The organism is Anaerocolumna chitinilytica (genome assembly GCF_014218355.1).
GTDB classification, from domain to species: Bacteria; Bacillota; Clostridia; order Lachnospirales; family Lachnospiraceae; genus Anaerocolumna; species Anaerocolumna chitinilytica.
This window is the reverse complement of record NZ_AP023368.1, coordinates 2,131,773-2,156,229: the sequence shown is the minus strand read 5'-3', so window position 1 is coordinate 2,156,229 and position 24,457 is coordinate 2,131,773. Positions and strand designations below refer to the sequence as shown.

20 protein-coding genes are annotated in these 24,457 nt (G+C 38.8%); 5 read left to right on the top strand and 15 right to left on the bottom strand.

The window, feature by feature from the left end:
- Positions 1-10: 10 nt before the first annotated feature.
- Both bsdcttw_RS09340 and bsdcttw_RS09335 read right to left on the bottom strand, forming a co-directional pair.
- Positions 11-1,780 (bottom strand): oleate hydratase, encoded by a 1,770-nt coding sequence (locus tag bsdcttw_RS09340; RefSeq protein WP_185259105.1) that lies wholly within the window; start codon positions 1,778-1,780, stop codon positions 11-13.
- Positions 1,781-1,954: 174 nt separating this feature from the next.
- The gene (locus bsdcttw_RS09335; protein WP_185259104.1) at positions 1,955-2,551 is read right to left on the bottom strand and encodes a TetR-like C-terminal domain-containing protein; all 597 of its coding nucleotides are present in this window, start codon (positions 2,549-2,551) and stop codon (positions 1,955-1,957) included.
- A 180-nt stretch (positions 2,552-2,731) separates the two neighbouring features.
- Here bsdcttw_RS09335 and bsdcttw_RS09330 point away from each other — a divergent pair, with 180 nt between their 5' ends.
- The 3 genes from bsdcttw_RS09330 (at position 2,732) to bsdcttw_RS09320 (ending at position 6,410) form a co-directional block, all read left to right on the top strand.
- Entirely contained in the window at positions 2,732-3,970 is a 1,239-nt protein-coding gene (locus bsdcttw_RS09330; RefSeq protein WP_185259103.1) for a hypothetical protein, read from the top strand.
- A gap of 226 nt (positions 3,971-4,196) precedes the next feature.
- Entirely contained in the window at positions 4,197-5,189 is a 993-nt protein-coding gene (gene rfbB / locus bsdcttw_RS09325) for a dTDP-glucose 4,6-dehydratase (protein WP_185259102.1), read from the top strand.
- A gap of 18 nt (positions 5,190-5,207) precedes the next feature.
- On the top strand, positions 5,208-6,410 hold the full coding sequence (locus bsdcttw_RS09320; RefSeq protein WP_185259101.1) for a MerR family transcriptional regulator: 1,203 nt from the start codon (positions 5,208-5,210) through the stop codon (positions 6,408-6,410).
- A 6-nt stretch (positions 6,411-6,416) separates the two neighbouring features.
- Here the strand turns inward: bsdcttw_RS09320 and bsdcttw_RS09315 are convergent, their stop codons facing one another.
- Positions 6,417-6,947, bottom strand: coding sequence for a DUF4865 family protein (locus bsdcttw_RS09315; RefSeq protein WP_185259100.1), 531 nt, complete (start codon positions 6,945-6,947; stop codon positions 6,417-6,419).
- Between the two features lie 196 nt (positions 6,948-7,143).
- On the opposite strand from bsdcttw_RS09315, the gene bsdcttw_RS09310 reads away from it, so the two are divergent.
- Entirely contained in the window at positions 7,144-7,944 is an 801-nt protein-coding gene (locus bsdcttw_RS09310) for a LysR family transcriptional regulator (protein WP_207726524.1), read from the top strand.
- 11 nt (positions 7,945-7,955) lie between these two features.
- Here the strand turns inward: bsdcttw_RS09310 and abc-f are convergent, their stop codons facing one another.
- From abc-f to bsdcttw_RS09255, 10 genes are all read right to left on the bottom strand, one after another.
- Entirely contained in the window at positions 7,956-10,076 is a 2,121-nt protein-coding gene (abc-f, locus tag bsdcttw_RS09305) for a ribosomal protection-like ABC-F family protein (RefSeq protein WP_225903824.1), read from the bottom strand.
- Between the two features lie 523 nt (positions 10,077-10,599).
- Positions 10,600-10,953 (bottom strand): hypothetical protein, encoded by a 354-nt coding sequence (locus bsdcttw_RS09300; protein WP_185259098.1) that lies wholly within the window; start codon positions 10,951-10,953, stop codon positions 10,600-10,602.
- A 34-nt stretch (positions 10,954-10,987) separates the two neighbouring features.
- Positions 10,988-12,514 (bottom strand): multicopper oxidase domain-containing protein, encoded by a 1,527-nt coding sequence (locus bsdcttw_RS09295; RefSeq protein WP_185259097.1) that lies wholly within the window; start codon positions 12,512-12,514, stop codon positions 10,988-10,990.
- Positions 12,515-12,792: 278 nt separating this feature from the next.
- Positions 12,793-13,353, bottom strand: a complete 561-nt coding sequence (locus bsdcttw_RS09290) for a hemerythrin domain-containing protein (RefSeq protein ID WP_185259096.1) — start codon at positions 13,351-13,353, stop codon at positions 12,793-12,795.
- 16 nt (positions 13,354-13,369) lie between these two features.
- Positions 13,370-13,978 carry a hypothetical protein gene (locus bsdcttw_RS09285; RefSeq protein ID WP_185259095.1) on the bottom strand — a complete coding sequence of 203 codons (609 nt, stop codon included), beginning with the start codon at positions 13,976-13,978 and terminating at the stop codon, positions 13,370-13,372.
- A gap of 202 nt (positions 13,979-14,180) precedes the next feature.
- A complete protein-coding gene (hcp, locus tag bsdcttw_RS09275; RefSeq protein ID WP_185259093.1) occupies positions 14,181-16,040 on the bottom strand; it encodes a hydroxylamine reductase in 1,860 nt (619 codons plus the stop codon).
- A gap of 149 nt (positions 16,041-16,189) precedes the next feature.
- Complete coding sequence (locus tag bsdcttw_RS09270; RefSeq protein WP_185259092.1) at positions 16,190-17,662, bottom strand: tetratricopeptide repeat-containing diguanylate cyclase; 1,473 nt, start codon at positions 17,660-17,662, stop codon at positions 16,190-16,192.
- 270 nt (positions 17,663-17,932) lie between these two features.
- The gene (locus tag bsdcttw_RS09265; RefSeq protein WP_207726523.1) at positions 17,933-19,945 is read right to left on the bottom strand and encodes an LTA synthase family protein; all 2,013 of its coding nucleotides are present in this window, start codon (positions 19,943-19,945) and stop codon (positions 17,933-17,935) included.
- 140 nt (positions 19,946-20,085) lie between these two features.
- The gene (locus bsdcttw_RS09260) at positions 20,086-20,757 is read right to left on the bottom strand and encodes a flavodoxin family protein (RefSeq protein ID WP_185259090.1); all 672 of its coding nucleotides are present in this window, start codon (positions 20,755-20,757) and stop codon (positions 20,086-20,088) included.
- Positions 20,754-21,368, bottom strand: a complete 615-nt coding sequence (locus bsdcttw_RS09255; RefSeq protein WP_207726522.1) for a TetR/AcrR family transcriptional regulator — start codon at positions 21,366-21,368, stop codon at positions 20,754-20,756. The genes bsdcttw_RS09260 and bsdcttw_RS09255 overlap by 4 nt, the downstream gene beginning before the upstream one ends.
- A 165-nt stretch (positions 21,369-21,533) precedes the next feature.
- On the opposite strand from bsdcttw_RS09255, the gene bsdcttw_RS09250 reads away from it, so the two are divergent.
- Entirely contained in the window at positions 21,534-22,253 is a 720-nt protein-coding gene (locus bsdcttw_RS09250; protein WP_185259088.1) for a DUF554 domain-containing protein, read from the top strand.
- 9 nt (positions 22,254-22,262) lie between these two features.
- Here bsdcttw_RS09250 and bsdcttw_RS09245 read toward each other — a convergent pair whose 3' ends face one another.
- Positions 22,263-24,065, bottom strand: coding sequence for a M56 family metallopeptidase (locus bsdcttw_RS09245; protein WP_185259087.1), 1,803 nt, complete (start codon positions 24,063-24,065; stop codon positions 22,263-22,265).
- The gene (locus bsdcttw_RS09240; RefSeq protein WP_185259086.1) at positions 24,058-24,444 is read right to left on the bottom strand and encodes a BlaI/MecI/CopY family transcriptional regulator; all 387 of its coding nucleotides are present in this window, start codon (positions 24,442-24,444) and stop codon (positions 24,058-24,060) included. Before bsdcttw_RS09240 ends, bsdcttw_RS09245 begins: the two co-directional genes overlap by 8 nt.
- Between the last annotated feature and the right edge of the window lie 13 nt (positions 24,445-24,457).

Here is a 24,457-nt window from a genome sequence, read left to right as displayed (position 1 = left end):
TATGGTATTTTTATATTACATTATAGCGCTTTAATAAATCTTCTATTACGGTTCCTGATACTTTCTTTAATGCTTTTTTCTTGACAATGTTTAAAGGGAAGGGAAGTTTCTTGTCTCCTATCTTCTCTCCGTCCATCATTTTGGAGGTGGAATCTAAGAGTACCCGGATATCATAGCAGGAATTAAATACTTCCGGTACGCCTCTGTCCACATCCAGCAATGTGTATACCGCTTCCATGGCAGTACGAACGGAATATTCTGTTGTGAATACAGTATCTCTAACGGTATCTGCAAACTGTCCGATAAATGCAAAGTTTACACAGGCCTCCGGCACTACCTTGGGTCTGTCGCCTGCTGTTCTGGGCATGAAGAAAGCTGTGATATAGGGCATCATTACAGGAACACACCTTGCGGAATTTACAGCCATATCATGAATCTGGGTTTCCGGTACTCCTAAATGGTACAACCACTCTTCTGTAATCTCTATTCCGGTGCAGTCCTTCATAGGTTTCTTGACATAGTCCCCGGGTACATCTGTAAATAATCCATAAACCCATACAACCAGCTGATTTCTTGGCTGTTCTTTAAAATGAGGCTGGCGGTTTAAGGTGTAGCTCATTAACCATTTGGAATCTTTGACTGTAATAATTCCGCCGGTAACGACTTTACCGCTGAAAGGATCTCTCTTGCAGATCTTCTCAATATAAGGTGGAATCCTGTCATCCAGCGTTGTAACTGTTGCAGATTCCCAATTAGTTGCTTTAATATCGGTACAGAACTTATCCGGATGTCCAAAGGAAGGGTCCTGTTTTGCGATGTTTCTCCAAAGCTCCCAACATCCTCCCGGGCCGTCCTTTAATACAGCCGGATGATCATTGTCTCCTAAAGAGGAGTTTTCCGTACAGCTGCCGTTTGTTACAAATACCAGATCATCTTCTATCAGATCAATATTCTCTTTTTTGCCTTCTCTGATACATTCAATTCTGACAGCAACTTTCTTGCCGCCTTTCTTTTCAAATACAACATTGGTTACCCTTGTGTCGTATTGGAAGGAAACATTATGTGCCTCCAGGTATTTCACCATTGGAAGTATTAAAGATTCATACTGATTGTACTTTGTAAATTTTAAGGCTTTAAAATCAGGAAGGCCGCCGATATGATGGATAAATCTCTGAATGTAAAGCTTCATCTCAAGGGCACTGTGCCAATCTTCGAAGGCAAACATGGTTCTCCAATAGAGCCAGAAGTTTGAATCAAAGAATTCCTGGGTGAAAACATCGCTGATCTTTTTATCATATAAGTCTTCATCTTTGGTAAAAAAGAGTTTGATTATCTCAGTGGAAGCTTTTTCGCTGAGTCCGAATTTACCATCCGTATGAGCATCCTCTCCACGCTTTACCGTTGCTCTCATTAAAGAATAATTAGGATCCTTTTTATTTAACCAATAGAATTCATCCAGTACAGAAGCTCCTTCTGTTTCCAGGGAAGGAATAGAGCGGAATAAATCCCACAGACATTCGAAATGATTCTCCATCTCTCTTCCGCCGCGGATAACAAATCCTCTCTCGCTGTCTTTAATACCATCACAGGCTCCGCCGGGAAGGCTCATCTCTTCTAATATGTGAATACGTTCACCTTTCATCTGTCCATCTCTTACAAGAAAGCAAGCAGCTGCTAAAGAGGCAAGACCTGAACCTACCAGGTAAGCAGATTTTTTATCTACGCCCTCCGGCTTTCTTGGACGAGCAAATGCTTCATAATTTCCATTACTGTAATACATACAAGTTACCTCCGTCTTTTTTCTTTACTATATCTCTTTCCTTTGACAGCCGCAATATACAATACCAGCCCACTGCTGGAACTTTAGTCAGTGGGCTGGTATTGTATAAAATTTATACATTTAAGGATTTTTGTATAAATACTTTCTATTTTAAATTCAAATTCAAAGGTGCTACTATCCTTGCTTTTCAGAATTTGTTTTTGCAAAGATAGAAGGTTTTGTTTTAAATTTATCTAATGCGTTCTTAAAATCACCTTGAAGTAATATACTTAGCCTTTCCATTAAGTCTTTTGGCTCCTCTTTCATACCTTTGCCAATCCAGTCAAGCACCAGACCTACGAAAGCAAATTTATAAAAGTTTGCAATAAAAGCTTTATCTTCATCTCTTACAGACATACCTTCTGCGAATTCATTCAATACGCCAATCAGCAAATTGAAGGTTTCATTATAGAGATAGGATTCCAAATGCTCTCTGTTAACAGAATGATAGGTACTCTTTACAAAAGCTTTGTTCTCCAGAATATATTCAAATATCTGAAGGAACCCCTGCTGCCAGGTCGTAGCAGTCTTATTCCCATCCAACGCTTTTGTAGCTTCAATGGTATAGATCCACTCCACTAAATCATAAATATCTCTAAAATGATAGTAAAAGGTCTGTCTGTTAACTTCACAGTCCTCGGTAATATCTGTTACTGTTATTTTATCTAAGGGCTTTTGCTTTAACAGCTTCTTCAGAGAATAAGCTAAGGCCTTTTTTGTCGTTTGTGACATGGGAAATCCTCCGATTATTGTATCATTCACAAAACTATTATACAGAAACTACCTCCTACAATCAATAGTTTTGGAGTTTCTTACAGAATTATTGATTTTCAGATGTATGTTCTTTATAATACAGATAACAGATTTGCAGGTAATAAATGTTTAGAACTTACATTTATAAAGGAGCAAAGTATGGACAATTTGCACCAGAATACAATTAAAAACTATTTCCTTCCCCTATTACGAGAACAATGGAGAAAGGCAGAAGAAACACTTCCTGTCTGTATGGTAAAAGTATCACCGGAGGAGAAAGAGCGAAATGAGGCTTATATAAAAGATATGTCAGCTGTATTTCGGCAGCAATTCGGCAGATATCCTCGGTTACCAATCGGTAAAAATAAATGGAGCAAAGATACCTACAGACTCATATATCAGGTATTAAACGAAGAGCCCATACTTCATATCCAACATTACCTGCCACAGGAAAGACTTGAATGTCTGGTAACAGAAATGAAGTCTTTTATGAAAAAAGTACGAATGGATGCGCCGGAATTGTCACAGGAAGATATGGGGCAGGCAGCTAGAAATTATGTCGTTTATCTGATGTTTAAAGAAATCCATCATGACACTGCAGATTTTTCAGAAGCATGTTACGGTTATAGTATGCTTTACCCCTTTACCGATAATTACATAGACAATATCTCCTGTTCTAAGGAGGAAAAATGCCGCTATAACTCTTTTATAAGAGATTATCTAAAAGGCAATGCTCCTGTTCCGGCCTCAGCCTATGATGAAAAAACAATGTATTTTCTTTCATTAGCCGGTAAGTCCAAAAGTGTGGAAAGCTCCTGCCCAGCTTCAGAACTCCTGCTTATGATGTTAGAAGCACAGGAGGAGAGTCTTCAACAGCAAAGTATGGATACTATTTTAGATTATGAACGAAGACTTGGTATTTCTTTGTTTAAAGGCGGACTCTCCGTCCTTATTGATCGTTTTTATGTCAAAAAGGAACTCACCAAGGAGGATATGATTTTCTACCTGGGTTTTGGATTCTTTCTGCAGCTTGCTGATGATCTGCAGGATATAAAAGAAGATTCAAATAATGGGCATCAGACACTTTTTACCCTTAATCTCTCTGCAAAAGCGGAAGAAACGCTTGTGAATAAACTGTTCTTCTTTATTACGGCTTTATGTTCTGCTTTCCCGGCTGGTAACAAAGTATTTCTGGATTTTGTCCTGACGAATTGCTATCAGCTTATACTAATGGGAGTGCAAAAAAGCCGGGAATATTTTAGCGAAGCTTATATTACCCAATTGGCAGAATACTATCCGGTTTCCTTTACATACTTCGCTTCACCGGATAATCTCTTTTCAGGTATAAAAGGTGATGAAAAAAGATTAGATAAAATAATAGAAACCCTGCTGTTATAAGGCCAAAGCCCTGTGTGAAAAATTACTGAAAATAACCCTTGACTCTTACGCCGCGTAACCTTCTACAATAGTGTTATCAAGTTTTTTCAACTATTGATTTTGGAATATCCAATCAAAGATTGGATATTCAGGAAAGAGGTTAGGTTGAAAAAACAAAGAGATGTTTTTTCAACTACAGATTAACGAATATCCAATCAAAGATTGGATATTCAGGAAAGAGGTTATTATGAAAACATATCTAATTACTGGAGGAGCAGGTTTTATTGGCTCCAACTATATCCACTACCTGATGGAAAAATATAAGGGAGATATCCGTATCATCAATCTGGATGCCCTCACCTACTGCGGGCGCAGGGAAAATGTCAGCTGTTATGAAGACAGCGGTGCTTATGAATTCATAAAGGGTGATATCTGCGAGGAGGTTCTGTTAGAAAGGATATTCAGAGAGAATACCATCGACTATGTAGTGCATTTTGCAGCACATTCCCATGTGGACAGAAGCATTGGCTCCCCCAGGGAATTCGCCCTGGTAAATGTCTGCGGTACGCTAAACCTTTTGGATGCCGCAAGAAAAGCCTGGGAAGATGATTATAAGCAGAAACGCTTTCTCTATATTTCTACAGATGAAGTGTACGGCGAACTTCCAGCCACCGGTAAGTTTACGGAAACCACACCTCTCTCCCCCAGAAATCCCTATTCAGCCAGCAAAGCAGGCGGCGACCATATGGCTAGAGCTTATTATGAGACTTATGGTCTTCCCGTACTGGTTACAAGATGCTCCAACAACTACGGGCCTTATCAATACAAGGAAAAATTCATCCCTAATTGTATCTTAAACTGTCAGCTGACGAAGCCTGTTCCCATCTATGGAGACGGACTTAATGTACGAAATTGGCTTTATGTTACGGATCATCTCAGTGCTATAGACACTGTGCTCCAAGGAGGAAAACCCGGTGAGGTCTATAATATCGGAGCTGCCGAGGACTATACGAATCTGGAGGTGGTTAAGCGTATTATGGATATTCTCAGCCAGGATTACCACCTTGTAGTACCTCCCCTTATCTTTGTAGAAGACCGAAAAGGTCATGACAGAAGATACTCTATGGATTCCTCCAAGCTTCAAAGGGAACTTGGCTGGAAACAGAAAGTTTCCTTCGAGGAAGGAATCAGAAAAACTCTTCATTGGTATATGAAGAATAAAAGCTTCATGCTTATGTAATAGAAAGGAACTCAGATCATGGAACCAAACCTTTATACAACCGGAGAATTCTCAAAAAGAGCTAACATATCCGTTAGAACAATACGGTATTATGATGAGAAAGGCCTATTAAAGCCTTCCTTAATGGCAGAGTCCGGTTATCGCTATTATACCGACAGGGATTTTGCCAGCCTCCAGAGAATCCTGGTATTAAGAAAACTGGGGTTTGGCCTGGAAGAAATCCGAGAAATCACCCTGAATTCCACAGATGTTTCCTATCTAAAAGAATCCTTGCAGCTGCAGCAAAAGCTTGTACAGGAAAAAATCGCAGAACTAAAGCATATTGGGCAAATCCTTAATGAAACCTCTGCTGTCTTATCGGAGAAGCAGGAGCCTGACTGGGATCATATGGTGGATCTGATACACCTTTTAAATATGGAGGATACCCTTTTAAATCAGTATAAATCCTCTAAGAATCTTAAGGTCCGCATCGATTTGCACAAAAAATACTCTCAGAACCCCACAGGCTGGTACCCCTGGATATCAAACACTATCCCTATTCGTGACCATAAGAAGGTTCTGGAAGTCGGCTGCGGCAGCGGTGAACTCTGGTATCAGATGAGGCACTCTCTTCCTAATGGCATTTCTGTCCTGTTAACAGACATCTCCTCCGGAATGGTAAGAAATGCAGCTTCAAGATTAAAGAACTCAGCGGCTGACTTTTCTTTCAGAAATATCACCTTCACCTCCAGTCAGATGGATATGCAGGATATACCCTATGAAGAGAATTCCTTTGATCTGGTTATAGCGAATCATGTACTGTTCTACGCCAAGGATAGAAAAAAAGCTCTTGATGAACTTAAACGTGTATTACAACCGGGAGGCTGCCTTTGCCTTAGTACCTATGGAAGAAAGCATATGAAAGAAATAGAAGAGGCTGCGAAGGAATACGATGAGCAAATTGCTCTTTCCGAAGTTAAACTTTATGATATCTTCGGCTTGGATGAAGGGGAAGAAGAATTAAAAGCTTTCTTCCCCACCGTTAAAAAATATATTTATCATGACAATCTTCTGGTAACAGATGTGAGGCCTCTGGCTGATTATATCTATTCCTGCCATGGCAATCAAAACAGTATCTTAAAGGATAGGCAAATTGATTTTGAGAAATTTCTTACAAAAAAAATCGGTAAGAATGGGCTTACTATCACAAAGGATGCCGGAATCTTCTGCTGCTTTAAATAATTTCTGTTATTGGGAGATATGCAAAATCTGATAGAGTTCCTTTTCAACTGCCGGACACTTTTCGTAAAAATAAAACATACTAAATTTCCATTTGTCAGGGTTATAGACACATAACCTAGACGTAAAACTGTTATCAAACGCTTTTCTGCTTTTTATTTCTTCCTGAAAACCTGTAAGACTGGAATCTGGAAGGATATCGCCGGTTTCTTCCACCATATATTTTGAAGCAGAGAAATTATTGCTTAATTCCATAAATAAGGGAATCCCAATATTGACCTGCTGCCAGCCAAAGGAATGAATAATATTATCATAAAAACCTTCAAAAAGGAATTTATTCATTCCTTCGCTGGTCTTCCATACATATAGGGGAGCATACATATTCTCCATACTCTGGGGACCTTTTTCTTTTATCAAATAGCATTTGAACAACAACTTTTCAAAGCCATCCGTTTTATGCCCATTATTACGGACTCTTTGTTTTATAAGCTCCATATCATAAACTTCCGGTAATGTAATTTTGTATTGCATACCAATCATAATTTTCCTCACTTTTCTTCGTTATTAATAGCATATTTTCATTGTTTTGGTTTACGGATTAATTATAAGCCAATTATGAAACATTGTATAATTTCTGATAATTATATATAATATCGTTACGGATAATATTAGAGAGTGGATAAATCACTTCCCAAATAATATGAAGCAACCATTGATTATCACGAAAGGGGTTATTATGGAACTGAATGATATCCGAATATTTATTGAACTTTTTCAAAGTAAATCTGTGTCAAGGACAGCCCAAAACCTAAATTATACGCAATCCAATGTATCAGCCCGATTAATGAAGCTGGAAAAGGAATTTCATTCCGTGTTCTTTGTACGCACCAAAACAGGTCTTCAGCCCCTGCCTTCTGCCGAACGATTTATGAAATATGCGATACAAATTGATAATCAAATAAAAGACCTGCAAGAGGAATTCAATATCGATAATTATGAAATAGATATTGCCTCCACACAATTGTTATCCAGATTGTATTTTCCATTTTTATACCAGAATACTAACGTATTCCGCCTTCATACTTCCTCCGTTAAAGAATTGATTACCGGCTTTGATAATCAGCTATTCGATATCATTATTACTCACACCAAAATCAATGCTGCAAAAGAATTCCTCCAACTTAGTAGGACTGAGGAATTAGTTTGGGTGCAGTTTGAAAATAGAATAAACAGCCCAGAAAAACCCAGCCTGATTATTAACAGAGACAAGGATTGCCCGCTAAGAAAAGCATCCCTGCAAACAATAGAGTCCTATGCACCGGATATGAATGTCATCGAAGTAGATACCCTGGATCTGATGCTCTCTTTACTTCATTCAATTAACAGTATCGCACTTTTACCGAAAATAATGACAGACAAAGAAAATGGATTGACAGAATTCAGGGATTTCCCCCCGGAACCTCTGACAACCCATATATATTGCAGTAATAATAAGAATTTTCTTCTTATTCGAGATATACTTCACACTTTTTGCTGAGAAATATTATTTTATAAGCTCATCCATTCTTCCATATGAATATCCAGCTTCACAGACAACTCTTCCTGCCTTTGGTATAAGTTGTTCAGTTCCTCTAGGGGAATATCACATGAATCCATACGTTCTCTTATGACGGCTATTTCCTTTTCCATCTCCCCGATGAGTACCTCCAGCTTTTCTTTTCTAATCGAATTTCCTTTGGATTTATTATCTCCTGCTTTCAAATTATCCTTTATATTATCTTTTTTAATTGAATTCTGTTTATTACTGGGTGTATCATCCCGGTGTCTGTCTCCATTATTACTATTCTTACCATTGTTTTCTTTCATAGGCCCTTTCAGCTGCTGTTTTCCCTTAGAATCCTTTTTCAAATCTTCTGCGGCTGATTTCGCCAGTTCGTTCACGAGTTCTTTTTCCTTGGCTTCCTTATAATCCTCATAATTTCCAGCAAAACTACTCAATTTCCCATTCTCCAGGGAGAGTATTCTATCAGCGGTTTTATTAATGAAATATCGGTCATGGGAAATATAAAACACTGTCCCCTTAAAGGCTTCCAGAGTATTTTCGATATTCTCAATAGAAACGGTATCCAGATGATTGGTAGGCTCATCTAAGATCAGCAGATTTGCCTCATGAAATATCAGCTTGGCAAGCATTAAGCGTACACGCTCTCCTCCTGAAAGGTATTTCACCCTTTTATACGCACTGCCGCCAAAGAAAAGGAATCTTGCCAGATATTCTCTGGCCGCCCCTTCCAGAATAGAGATATTCTCTCTGAAGCACTCCACCACCGTCAGTTCCTCATTACGAAAGGTAAGCTGCTGAGGAAGATAAGCCACCTTAACACTGCTACCTAGTTCCACTATTCCTGCATCCGGTAATTCTTCCCCCAGAAGCATCCGCAAAAAGGTGGTCTTACCGCTGCCGTTTTGCCCGATAAGCGCAGCTCTCTCACCGTAATAAAGTTGAATCTCAGCGTCGTCAAAGAGTACTTTTTCACCATATGATTTTTTAAGGCCTTCCGCTTTTATAACGATTTTCCCTGACCTGTCAGCTTCTGAAAAGTTTACCAGCATACCTTTTTTCCTGTTGTTTGGCTTCTCAATCCGCTCCATTTTATCAATCTTATTCTGGATACTGGCAGCTCTTTTATAGAATTTCTCATTTCCGCTTTTACCCGCCCATTCTTTCAACTGCTTGATTGAACTCTCCATAGCACCGATTTTCTTTTGCTGTTCTTTATAATTTTCCTGCCATATCAACAAGTTCTCTTCTTTTTTCTTTACATATTCCGTATAATTTCCGATATAAGTTTCACTTTCCTTATCTTCAATCTCAATGATCTTGGTTACTGTATGGTCCAGGAAATATCTGTCATGGGATACTATAATAACGGTTCCTTTATAATTTCTTACATATTCCTCTAACCATTCTACCGATTCCATATCCAAATGATTGGTAGGTTCGTCAAGAAGCAGGATATCCGGGCTATCCATTAAAAGCTTTCCAAGAGAGACTGTTGTTTTCTCACCGCCGCTTAGTATATTAAAGTCCTTATTCAGGAACTCATTACCAAAGTGAAGTCCTTTGCAGATTCTGTTCAACTTTTCATTGACTTCATATCCACCCTTACTCTCGTACAACCTGAGACAGTTATCATATTTCTTTAGAATTCGCTCAAGTTCTGCCCCTTCCTCCTGCTGCATCTTAATCTCCAAATCCCTAAGCTCAGCTTCCAGTTTATACACTTCTTCAAAAGCCAGGTTGAGTACATCAATTACTTTTACTCCTGCTTCATATTCCGGTATCTGATTTAGATAGGCACAACTGGTATCCTTTGGCATCACTACCCATCCCTCATCGAAGCCCGGCGGCACCGGTGCATAAGGGTAGCCGGCACAATGATTTAGTTTTAAGATACCTGCTATTAACTTAAGAATCGTTGTCTTTCCGCTGCCATTTTCTCCTACAATACCTGCCCGCTCTCCTTCATTTACCATAAAGGTGATATTATTTAACACCAGGGTTGTATTCATATATTTTTTTACGCCGTTTACAAATATGTCTTTCACTTTTTTTACCATTCCTTCCGGTTTTACTGTAATCGGAATCTTTCGTTCATTTTCAGGCATAAAATGGGCATAAAAAAACTATAGAAAGAATACTCCTTCTACAGTGCTGTACTACTTTTTTTAATTATCCCTTCCTATCGCAGGTCTGCTTGGGATATCAGCAAAGTATGTCCATAAAAGCGCTTTCTTCATAACGAATCCACAAAAGATTCCCTATTTAATTTATTCTAAACTGCATTTTATGAGGTGTCATACCTTACCGCTCCTTCCGCTTTCATCTATAACTGTATCATACCAGAATCTATAATTTATGAAAACCTCAAGAATTTTTTTAATAATTCTTGACACAAAACTGGAAATTAAGTATGGCTTCTTTTATTATTAAAGGCTGTTGCAAAATAGCCATAATAAACTCTAAAACAGGACTGGGTGTATAATAATACATTTCGCGTCGACTGGCCGAGCTCTTCTTGTGAAGCGGAGCGTTTTGAACGAGCGAGGGAAAAGCAGCTAATGTATTATTATACACCCAATCCTTTCAAATGAGTAAATTAGCTATTTTGCAACAGCCTCTTATGCTCTTTTATTGAACTTCAATATTTTCAATTTTAAAACCATCCCAGTAAAGAGTAATTTTATCTCCTTTGTTTACTGCATGATCTCTGTTATAAAATAAAACAATCCCGCTATTGGTATGCTTTCGTATATTGGTTTTTACTGCACCGAATTTGGAGATATGCAATAAACCTAACTTTTTATTCTCTCGGGTCAGTAAATAAGGAGAAGTTTTTGGATTGATTTTATCCGGACGCGATAGCCAATAACGTATATCAATAAAGCTTTCATCACCGCTAAAAGTTGCCTGAAGCACAATCATTTTAGGCCGTACAAAGCGATAGGTCATTCTAAAGTATAGTTTTTGAAGATATTTTTTCATATACATTCCCTCAGTTGCCGATACTGCACTTTTATTACTGTTCACTTTCCATATAACCAGAAGGGGCATCAGCCTGTATCATGGTTAATTGTCCGCCGGGATAATTACTAAATGCCGGAGTTTCCAAGGTGTTTGTATTGGTAACCTTATAATCATCATGATTGTGCATCGGATAGAACTGTGGAAAGAACTTAGTCTGAGCACAGAGATTTACATAATTTACAGTATTGGTATTGTTACACGAAACTGGCTGCGTAGGAATATCAGCAATTAAAGCAGGATCAATTGCTTGAATTTCAGACATTTGTTCACATAAGGAGGGAATCATATCCTGACCCTCAAAAATATAACGGCCATAAACTGGTTCCTTATTGTCAGCCATCAGCAGTAAATCATGGGTTTCACCAGAGCCGATTGTTTCTGTGAATCCCATGTTCATCATCTCATGATTCATCATGCCATGATTCATATTCATGGAATTATAACAGCAGTACATATATTTTGATATCTCATCTAATTTTTGGGAGATGCTTAAAAACGGACTTGGATGCGCATCTTTCCCTATCACATTAAAATGCCAGCCATGAATATGCCAAGGTACCACCGCATACCCCATATTGATCATTCGCAGCAAAAACTTTTGATCTGTCTTTACATGGACATAGGACTCATAATTAATCTGTGTAAGGTTGGGGTTACTACCTTCCGGAGGAGTTTGCGGATGTGGCAGCAGGGTATCCGGAAATGCACGGCCATTCACCAGCCAGAAATCAGGTTTAAAATCCGAAGCATTAAATGAAATACCGGTTTCTACTGTAGTTTGCACAGTTTGATGCCATTTTAAATCTATGTCAGATAATAGCATGACATACTCTTTATCATAATACGTCTGGATGTCGTTGTATGCAAACTGCCGGTGGCTGGCATAGCGGGGTATCTGTTCTTGTATCTCTCCTTTATATCTCCAATAACCGCATGCATCCATCTTAATAGAAGCCTCTTCAAGGCTAATTTCTGATGGATAAATCACAAGTGCGCCATACATCCCCATCTGCACATGTTCACTCGCTTCAACATGACAGTGATACATATACGTCCCCGGATGCTCCGGCATAAAATAGTAGGTTGCGGTCGGAGGAGTTTCATTAGGTCCCATCCACATAGGAACAGAAAATGAAGTTTCCGGGAAACCATCTATCTGAGTAGCAACATGAGCTCCGTGTAAATGGATAGTATGAGGATCTTCTAAATGTGATACGGGCATTCCCAGATTAATCAGTGTAACATATAATCTATCGCCTTGATCTGCCCACATAATGGGGGAAGGGATAGATGCAGTAGTCTGCATTGCCCATAGACTGCTCCAGTTATTCGGGTCTTTCCAGTTTAAGGATTGATTTTCATATGTGACTTTATCATCTTCAATAACCTTATAAAGCCCGCCGACGAATCCAAAAACATAAAGCTTTTGCAAAGTATCCGGAAGAGGGCATAACTCCTTTGTAGTCGGTAAATCGATAAAACCATCGGTAGCCAATAAGACATAATGCCGTATTGCCATATTCATCACCATTCTTTGATTTAATATGAGTAGTGTATACTAACTCATATTAATATTTTATGGTGTCGATTTTTAAATGTTACAGGTATAATATGTAATATATAGACGTTTAACCGATTATTATTACGAAGTGTTACCGAAACTAAATATATAACAGAAATAAATATTTCCTGGATAGAAACATAAAAAAAGCAGAAAGAATATTCCTTCTGCATTATCGTTATAAAAACCGAATCATAATAAAATTTTACAAACACCCCTTCTTTCCTTACCGGAAATTAATCACTATACTTGCTTGTAAGCTCCTCCAGTATATCCAGACAATGCTTTTGTACTCCCTGAGCATTTGCTTCGTCTTCAAAAGCCCTTACTCTTTCATCTACCGAGATAAGAATGTCTTCCGTCAGAGTCTTTTCAGCATAGGGATAGATTACTTCGTTTTCTTTTCCGATGTGTCTTTTTAATAATTTGGCATAACCGGAAGCTCCTTCAATTATTCCAAGCTTGTGGAGAGTTATTGGTGATTCCTTATAAAGTTTTATAGATTCCTCCAGGTCTGCTATATGAAGACGACCAAGGTCATGTTCTACCAGCATACCGTGCTGAATTAAATTGGTTCCGATTTTACCGAGATGGTTTGTCATTTCTGCAAATAATACCTGCTCTTCTTTTCCATGGTGATGCTTGTCAGCATAGTTTCTGGCAAAGTATATCATTTTCTCGAAATCCTCTGTATTTACCTCACCACCTTCAATGATACGGCAGCAGGCATTTTCCACTGCACCAAGAAGTTTTAATATATTATCATGTTCCATTACCATTAATTCTACGCTGTACATTGCATTACCTCCTGATTTATTCTTCTGAAATTCTATAGACACTCTCTTCTTGTTCTTCGAAAGATAGTTTTGTTCCACTCAACATGCCTTCCGTAATCTTCTTGCGAAGTTCGTAATAGATATCTGCTGTTTCTCCCAGGCTTTCCCAATACCTGGCATGAACACAGGTAGTCTGCTGCCAAAGAATATAGTTATCACCTTGTTCCAACACTTCGTTCACCCGATCACAGGGCATACCGTCTATTAGACTGTCGTTGATAGCCTGAAAGGCATCACTTGCCGAAGCATCTTCTGCTATCGCATGTTTCTTACCAAAGTCAAATGCTAACTGAAGTAGGCTGTTCTTACGATTTCCATCTTCCTTTAGTAAAGTGGTCACGGCAAAACTTAATCTTCCTTCAGTAACAGAGATTCTGCTCTGAAGCCATCCATGTATGTTACTTCCATCTATTATTTCTTCCAAAGGTCTGTTATCAATTACTCCACAGGCATTTGAAAGCTTATCTTCTAATTCAGTGTCCCAATTATTATCATTGGAAGCTTTTATAATATCTTTTATAAATTCTTCCTGCAACGTTATTTTATTATATACCCAGTAATGGATTGGTCCTAAAAATGCGCTCATATGTTTCTCCTTATGAATGGACTTTCCTGGCTGCTGCAAACTTTGGATGAGGGGGAGTTGCAGCAGCCCTTTGGCACCAACTGCCTGGCAATTGGCACGTTCGGAAATTCCATGTTGCTAAAAGTGGATAACTCTATCGAAATAAAGGAAGAGAGCTGGTACTGTTTTTGCTACATGTACCGATAAAATTACACTTTATGCATTATTTTGCTAACTGATTGTTTAATCTGGCAACTACTTCATTTACATCAATACCGTGTACTGCGCAGGCATCCTCTAAGGATTCCATCTGTGAGGAAGGGCAGCCTAAGCAGTGCATACCGATCTCTAATAAAGCAGGCGCAAGGTTTGAATCAATGCGAAGAATGTCTCCGATTAACATATCTTTGGTGATAACACCTTCTTCTGAAGCAGCAGCTGCTTCCTCTTCACCAAAGAACAGTTCCATATCATCTTCTACTGTACCGATTCCGGCAATACCAAAGTTTTCAACTAAAACCTTAGCTACATTAGGAGAAAGGAAAGCAGGAAGTGTGGGTCCTAAGTGGATGTTCTTTACACCCAGGTATAATAATGCTAATAATACGATTACTGCCTTCTGCTCATACCAGGCAATGTTGTAGATAATAGGAAGATCATTGATGTCTTCTAATCCGAATACTTCCTTTAATTTTAAAGCAATAACTGCAAGGGAATAGGAATCGTTACACTGTCCGGCATCCAATACTCTCGGTATTCCACCGATATCACCAAGCTCAAGCTTGTTGTATTTATATTTTGCGCAACCTGCTGTTAAAATAACCGCATCCTTCGGAAGTGCTTTTGCAAAATCTGTATAGTAATTTCTGGATTTTACTCTGCCGTCACATCCTGCCATTACTACGAATTTCTTAATTGCTCCGGATTTTACAGCACCAACTACTGCATCTGCAAGAGCAAGTACCTGATTATGAGCAAAACCTCCGATGATTTCACCGGTTTCAATCTCAGTAGGAGCTGCGCACTTTTTAGCAAGTTCGATAATTTCTGAGAAATCCTTCTCTTCACCGATTTCACCGGGAATGTGCTTGCAGCCTGGGAAACCCGATGCTCCTGTTGTAAAAAGTCTGTCTTTGTAGCTGTCCTTTGGAGGTACGATACAGTTAGTAGTCATTAAGATTGGTCCGTTAAAGCTATCGAACTCTTCCTTCTGCTTCCACCATGCATTGCCATAGTTGCCTACAAAGTGAGAGTACTTCTTAAAGGCAGGGTAATAGTGTGCAGGAAGCATTTCGGAATGGGTATAAACATCAACTCCGGTACCTTCTGTCTGCTTTAAGAGCATTTCCATATCACGTAAATCATGTCCTGAGATAAGAATTCCGGGACGGTTTCCAACACCGATATTTACTTTTGTAATTTCAGGATTACCATATGCTGTTGTATTCGCTGTATCTAAGAGTGCCATACCATTTACACCGTATTTACCGGTTTCCAGAGTAAGGGCGATTAATTCTTCTGCTCCAAGAGTATCATCTAATGTCTTGGCAAGAGCCTTCTGCATGAAAGCATCTACTTCTTCGTCATCATTCAGAAGTGCATTTGCATGCTTGCTGTAAGCGGAAAGACCTTTTAATCCGTATGTGATAAGCTCTCTTAAGGATCTGATGTCTTCATTTTCAGTAGAAAGAACGCCTACTTTTGCTGCCTTCGCTGCGAATTCTTCTGTTCCAGCTTCCCATAGGGCTGCTTCACTAAGATTCTCTTTATTGCTTAACTGTCCTAACAGTTCCTTTTTAACATCTATTGTTGTAACAACTTTGGAAACAATCGCTTCCTCGTCGAAATTTGCATTTGTTATAGTAGTAAACAGATTCAAAGATACCAGGTGATTGATTTCAGAACTTACTTTCTTACCTTCTTCACGAAGTCTAGTAGTCACTTCGGAAAGCCCCTTGGTAACGTAAACTAACAAATCCTGCATTGCTGCTACTTCAGGACTCTTACCACAGACACCTGCCTGTGTACATCCGCTGCAGCCTGCTGTTTCCTGACATTGATAACAAAACATCTTATTCTCCATCTAAATATCCTCCTGTAAAGATTAATTATCAGCGCTTGCTCTATTGTGTGGTGCGCCTTGATGTGTATAGCTTAACAGAATAGCATAAAAAAGTCCGTAACATATGTTACGGATTGTTTTTTTATTTGTATATTTTTAAAAATCTTTTTTTACTCGTTATCTTCAATAATTCCAATACCATAACTATTCTTACCATTGTTCTTTACCTGGTATAGGATACTGTCTGCTATATCAAAGAGATTTTCCAGCCTATCCGAAGCTTTTGGAGTACGGCAGCAGATTCCTAAGGATACGGTTAGATAGCCATTAATCGGAGCCGCTTTATTGGAAATTTTACTCTTTGCAATGTGTTCCATAATTTTCTTTGCGACTTTTTCAGTCACTTCATAGGTGGCATTGGGTATTATCAGCACAAACTCGTCCCCGCCATACCGATAGATATCACCATAACCGTCCAGGCAGTTATCCAGAATATTTCCAACCTGCTTTAGAGCGGTATCTCCTCGTAAATGTCCATAGGTATCATTCAATTCTTTGAAATGGTCTACATCTAGGATACCTACTGCAAGCATTGTTCCGGTTTCATGAGCAAGTCTGACCTTTTTCGCTCCGTGCTTTTGCATGGCATAACGATTTTTAAGTCCGGTTACATCATCCTTTTCCAGTCTGAGTTTGGCAGCCTTTACGTTATCTTCAGCCTGCTGCAGCTCCAGCTTAGCATTTAGAGCCATTATCTTGTCCTGGTTGATAAACTTCTTTAATGCCATATAAAGCTGGGTATGGCGGATACACATTCTTTTATGCTCTTCTGACATGCCTCTGCTTGAGTAATAATCCAGCCAGAATTCAACTGCCTGAAGCATTACGGTAGGAGATTTCACCTCCCTGGATATCTGGTCAAATTCTTCTATGCATTGTCTCCATAAATCATATTCTCTCAATGCTTTCAGTATATCTATAAAATTAATGATATCCTGCATATAGTCATTTAAAGGGGACAGCTTTAATCTGGCATATTCCATCATTTCCTGTAAATTTTCTCTTGCATATTCCTCTTTTCCTCTTGCAAGATAGACTTTTGAAAGCCCGCACAGAATCGTAAAGCTGTAGGTATTATCGGCGGTATCTTCCGAGATTTTCATGGCTAACAGCAGATTCTCTTCCGCCGCCTCCAGCTTCCCAAGTCGTGAATAAACAACGCCGAGATTTAATCGTACAACAATCAGCCATCTTTCATATAGTCCTGAAAGTTCATTACAGTTCTCCTCTAAATCTTTCAGACTGCTTATAAATAATTCAAGTGCTTTACTGTTCTCTCCCAGTTCCATATATCTTGTACCGATATTGGAATAGAAAAGATGATTCAACCCCTTAATCTGGTGCTTTTGGCAATACTCTAAGCCTGTAAGATAACAATCTACGGCCATCGTCTCATTATCCATGGCACCATATATGACTCCTTGAAGGTTCTGGCATCTGGCGCATTTGAAATATTCTCCTAATTCCTCATAGCCCTTGATAGCTTCCATACAGTATTTAATCGCTTCGTCCAAATGGTGGGACTCCAGCTCTTCCAGACTCTTATAAAACATTCTATCAACGTCTTCCCTTGTACCCTTCATACCAACCTCCATACTGCCAATGCACCGAAAATTTGCCCCCAAAGCTTTTTCTTTATCCATTTACACTATTAAACAATTATAAGTATTCTCTAAAAAAGTTACAATACTTTTTTATTATTCTGTAATTAATTGCTTGGTTAAACAATATTCAAATTGATTTTTTCTCTTTATTAATACCAATCTGCAAACCAAGTATATGAAACATAACAAAAAGCTTAAACCTTATAGAAATATCTATAAAGTCCAAGCTCCTTCGCTTATATATATTTTTTATTGATACAGGAAAGCACGGCTTTTCCCAAGCACCGACCTTTTATTTGCAAGCTGTTCAACATAAATCTGTTTACCGTCCAATTGTCTGTAAGGTATCTTAAGAAGAGAATCACTGACGAATTCCGTTTTGCAGCGCTTTCCGTCTGCAACGACCATACTGCATTCTGTAAATCCATTTCCGCTGATAAGAAGGCTATCTCCTTCTTTGGTAATATCCTTGATTTCCGGGGGGATAACTCCCATGGTCATATCTTTTTTCTTATCCGGATTCTTTTTATCAAACACATATTTTTTCCCATACAGCATATCATACTGCAGCAGTTTTAGTTCTTTCTCATAATCTGTATCCGAAAAGCATCTTTGATGGAATTTCGTAAGCAGACCATCCTCCATTCCAAGTCTATTAAGAACATAAGCGCTTAATTGGTAGGCCGGTAAGTCATATCTTGTTTTCTCCATCTGAAAATTACTCCATATTGCATATTCGGTAGAATGCCTGTCAAGAGAAATATCCTTTTGCTCCAATGAGAGGGGCGGGAGGTGATCCCCGTAGAAAACCACAACCGTTGGTTCTTTAAACTCTGACAGTTTCTCTGTTAAAGCACCGATAAACTGGTCCGTCTCCTTGAGCTGATTGACATAGTACTCAATGCTGTTTGTATAATCTGACAGTGATTTATACAGGTTATCCGGATAAGCAAGGTTTTTAGAGTCAGGGATTACTTTGATTCTTGAATTTACATCCTTGTCACTTGGATAAATTCCATGAGACTGCACTGTAATAGTATAGATAAAATCCCTGTTGGTATCTGAAGTCAAAGCTTTCAGAATCTCACCGGTCAGTACACTATCCTTTGCCCAGCCGATTTTATTATATTCCAACGAATTCATATATTCGGCAGAATCAAAATTATCAAAACCAAGTCTTGGAAACACATCATTTCTATTATAAAAGGTTGCAGCGTTATTGTGTACCACCATACTGTGATACCCGATCTTATCCAAATTATAAGGAACACTGTCGCAAGTTTTTGAACGAAGCACGGTTCTATAGGGGTATTCTCCCGTACCAAAGTATTTCATGCTCATACCGGTAATTACTTCAAATTCCGTATTAACAGTTCCGGCTCCGTATACAGGAACCTTTAAAAATCCAGACGGGTAATCTTCTTTCAGTTTACTGAAGTTCGGGACAGGATTTTCAGAAAAAGTATAATTCTTCAGATAACTTACATCAAAAAATGATTCCAGCTGAACCATTATGATATTTGGGTTTTGAACCTTAGCAGGCGCTCCGGTATATAATTTATCTTTTCCTTCTTCTATCTGCTTTAAAACTTCCGCCATTCTTTTTGAGGAATAATCCTTCGGTTTTTCAATTCCTCTCTCAAAGATACTGTTGGAAAAGCAATACGCAAAGCCGTATTCCAAATAAGCATCCCGCAGATTGTCAAATCCTTTCTGCAGAATATTATCCCTGGTGGCAGTAAAGAACAGAATACCAAATAGCAGTATTGAGGTTAAAAGCACTGTAAAAGGAGCAATCATTATTCTTTTTGATTTTTTAATTTTTTTCCAAAGAACTCCAATAAGAACAAGTACTCCAACTAGTACAAGTGCGATAAAAACAAGTCCAATGGTGTTCATATAATTTGGCAGGGAGATTATTGCTTCTTTTACCTGATAGAAGTCCATCGCTGAAATAGGCGTCAACCGAAAGCATTGGACCACTCTGTTAACGATACCTAATATTATCCATACAACGGCTATTAATAAAAAGAAGAACTTTCTTCTTACTGTGAATAACGATATGGATAAGGTTATCAGGATAACAGAGAAATTGAGAAAGAATAATAAAGGCTCCTGCCCTAAAAATAAAAATGCCTGATAGAGCGATACACGGCTCAAACTTTCTATGATAAATGTAAGCAAGAAAGCCGTTACTATAGTGCCAAATATCGGATATATAATTGTTTGATTCATCTTTTTTTTATTTTGTTCTACGTTCATCCTGCTGCCTGTTCCTGTCTTTTTCTTTCTGCAGTTATCAAGCCGTATGAAACACACCAGCTAATCAAAACTGACTAGCAAATTATACTTCTAATCATAATTTTGTCAAGCCTTTCCTTAAGAAAAAATGGTATTTTTCACTATATCCAACCATTAGCTCTCCAATAGGCAGTTTCAATCTCGTTCCATTCCATGTTCCGATGCATTAATGTCATAATCTTGAACATTATTCTGGATTTTAGACTTTGATGAACTTTTCCATAACGGCTGTTGATTCTGTGTGCCAGCCTCTGAACTTTCCTGTTCAGCTTCAGAATTCGCTTTTCGGGAATTTCTTCCCATCTGATTGCATTTACTGTAAATGAGAGGCTATAGGTTCTGCCTATAGACCACCAAAACAGCTGCTTGCATAGCTCTTTTGCCGTTTTTCCGGCTCCCATCCCTGCCGTTGTGGATATACCGACACCAATTTTCTTTCTCATATCAAAGGGGCGGTGGCTCATCCAACGGTAACCCAGATGATCGCAGAAATTCTTTAATTGACCGGTCATGCCCATACAGTAATTAGGAGATGCTAATATAATAACATCCGCTTTCTCCAAGGCTTCTACAATAGGCTTCATACTCAATCTATGAGGGCAGAGATTCTCATCCTTTAAGATGCATTGTGTACACCCAGTACATTGCCCGATACCTCCCACATAAAATTCCTTAATATTTTCTTTCTCACAGCTTAGTTGTTCCAGCAGCAGCTGTGTAAGTCTGTAGGTATTGCCTCTATGGTTCTGTCCATGTACCACACAAATCTTCAAACTTCATACACCTCCATGAATTTCAACGTAATCTTTTCTATTAAAAGTAACGCTTCCTGCATCTTAATCGTACCATTATCATATTCCTGCAAGATAAGAAAGACAGGTGCATAGAATTGATAAGCCATCACTTTTGCGCTGCCTGGATTATCTTCCTTATTGCTATCATTCTTCACTTGGAGTGTAGCTAGTAATTTCTCAAAAACTAAGCTATTAAAGAGTATAGGCTCCGTAATAAAGTTCTGAACATACAAGTTTCCGATCTGCTCATTTCCCGGTGAACTAATCATAAAAAGTTTTCTGCATCTCGAGATGAATTCATCCACGGCAAAGGTCTGAAAAGTCATCTTCATCATAGCTAACAGCATTTCTTTTGACATTTGAGCATAATCTGTTGGAGTCTTTGGTGATATCTGAAAGATTTCCTCTGTTTTTTCTCTGTAATGACTTACAATAGTCTTAAAAATATCTTCCTTACCGCTATAGTGCTTATAAATTGAACTTTCCTTTATACCTACAGCTCCGGCAATATCCCTGATAGACACCCCCGAATATCCGTGTATACTAAAGAGCTTAAGCGCTTCTGCTTCGATTCTTTCCTTAGTAGTCATGATTCCTCCAAAACTTACATTATCTGCATTCAGTATAGCTAACAATCGTTAGCCAGTCAAGTAAAAAAATAAGATACTTTCATTCTTGCTTTCTTATTCTTTTATGCTACAATGGGTTTTAATGAAAACAGAAGAATTTACTTCAGATAAACAAAGGAGAATATCATGAGGGGATTAGGCACACTGGTTAATTTTCTAGCAGTTATTGCAGGAAGCGGTTTAGGACTTTTCTTTAAGAGCGGATTAAAGCAAAGGTTTCATGAAATCCTGATTCAAGCCTGTGGCCTTGCAACTTTATTTATCGGGCTTGGCGGTGCTATGACAGGTCTTATGAAATTGTCGGAGAAAGGTACCTTTGAGACCACCAATACCATGCTGCTGGTATTTTCATTGGTAATAGGCGGTCTCATAGGTGAGTTATTGCAACTTGAAACACATATGGAAAATCTGGGTGGGAAGCTTAAGAGTCTTTTAAAAGCGAACAATGACTCCCAGTTCGTAGACGGCTTTGTCACCGCTACTCTTGTAATCTGTGTTGGTGCAATGGCCATTGTAGGTTCCATCAGAGATGGGCTTACCGGAGATTACACTATGCTATTTGCAAAAGCAATCCTGGATTTTATCATTGTAATGGTATTCGCTTCTTCCATGGGTATCGGTGTAATGCTCTCTGCCATTCCTTTATTAATCTACCAGGGAACAATAACAATGAGTGCCGTACTTATCTCACAATATATGGATGATACCTTAATTTCATATCTTTCCTGCATTGGTTCCGTACTTATCTTTGGCGTAGGGGTTAATCTTATCTTTGGAAAGAAGCTCCGTGTTGGGAATCTTCTTCCCGCTATATTAATTCCAGTTGTTTATTTTATTTTTTTCTAAATTAACAGCCTATTTCATGTTCTCCGTTCCGGTTATGGGATTGCTATCCATGATTTTCTCAACTTCTTCGTAACCGGTGGGGAAAGCAAAGTTATATCGGGGCGGCAGAGCAAATACGTATTTGGAATTTTCTGCCAGTTTGCTGGGAGGCACAGGAGCGGCACTTACGGCAACTTTCTCTGCTTCTATCGCTTTCCACTGTTCTTTTGTAAATATCATAATAGGAATATCCTGATAGGGATTTTTCTTCGTCCAGTTAGGATTACGTAATAACAGTTTTGTTCCTGATTCAATTACTTTTCCCGCGTCTTTCCCTGAAAGATTTGTCCCTTGCCAGGTATCTTCCACTATGGTATAACCTTTCCAATCAGCGGGTAATTTTACATCAAAGCCGAAATCTGTGTTGCTGTATACAATTGAATCATTCTCTGAAGCAGATGTATTGTCCTTATCAGGTGCTGCGGTGGCCTCCGGATCCTTACCTGATGTATTAGCTGAAGGCTTATCACTGCCTGCTGGTGTATTACTATTATCATTCTGTGAATTACCGTTGTTTACATTATCTGTATTATTATTTTGTGTATTACCATTGTTTACACTATCTGTATTATCATTCTGTGAATTCTCACTGTTTTGTGAATCCGTGTTATTACTGCTCTGATTGTCAGTATCACTGCCTGTTGCGCCACTATTTGAGGTATCATCTTTACCGGAGTTGGTTCCCTGATTATTTACAGTACTAGCTGTACTTTTTTGAGTATTCCTGCCTCCCATGGTATAAGCCCCCAGCCAAAATGCTGCAGCGCAAAAAACCAAGGTTATAATGATTGACAAAGTTTTTGACTTCTTTGATTTTTGATTTGCCATAATAATTGTACTTATCCTTTCTTTCATGCTCTTCTTATCCTCATACAAGGTTGAGGATAAGACAGAAGAAAATCTTGGGGTATTCTCTGAAACTGCATCCAATAATACATTTCCATATACCATCTTTTCTTCTCTGCTTAAGTCTCTTGCAACCGCTTCATCACAGGATATCTCGCATTGCAGATTTATCTGTTTGTTCATAACAGTGACCAGTGGATTGAACCAGTGAATGCATTGAATTAGTCCGCTAAACCACTTGTACCATAGATCATGCCTTTTATAATGCATCAACTCATGCCGCAGCACATAATAGAGTCTGGCATCATCCCATCCCAGTGTTAAATCTGTCAGATAAACAGAAGGCTTGATAAGCCCTATCAGCATAGGTGATGCAATCCGGCTATTAACTTTCAACTGAGGCACCCTGGTAATTCTGACCTCCCTGGCGGCTCTCTCTAATAGCAACTTTATTCTCTTATCTGCCACAGGTTCTGATGAGTTCTTCATTAGACGCAGAAAGCTGAAATATCTAATCTGCCTTATTAGAAAGAGAAGAACCATAACAGACAGCCACAAATAGATTCCTATCCTCCACAGGTCGATAGATATTTTCTCTTCTTTCTGACTGGTTACAACAGAATCCTCACCCGCCGGTTTATCCGGTTGACTCTGTGAGTTATTTTCCTGGACAGATGGGTTGGTATTCTGGGGGCTTACCATCGTTTGCGTATAATTATGTATCGGCTTCTGGTGGAATAGATTATTTACCATACTAAATTCCGGCGAAAATGGCAATATAAGACGGATCAGCACAATAATCCAGAGGTAATACTGCCAGGCTTTGGAAAACCGATTCTTTACTATCGGTCTTATCAAAAGTATTAAAAGAATTAGCAGAGAGCCGGATAGCGACATGGATAAGACTTCTTTAAACAAATTATTCATTGTCCTCTCCTTCCAATTTTAAAAGGCTCCGAAGCTCCTCGATATCTGACTCTGTTAGATTATAATTTTCTACCAGTGAACTTACTAAACGTGTGGCACTGCCTCCGTATAAGCGCTGTACAAAGCTCTTGGTCTGTTCATCACAATACTCTTTCTCCGAGATTGCGGGCAGATAGCAAAGAACCTGTATCTTCTGTGTTATAACCGCCCCTTTTTCAGTCAGCCGCTTTAGCAGTGTACGGACAGTTGAACGGTCCCATCCCAGTTCTGTAAAAAGTTCTTGGCAGATATATCCTGTAGGAACTGGTCCGCAGGCTTTCCATAATATTTTCATTACCTCGAATTCTGCCTGGGAAATGCGGCTAATATTTGGATTCATCCTCTGTTCCTTT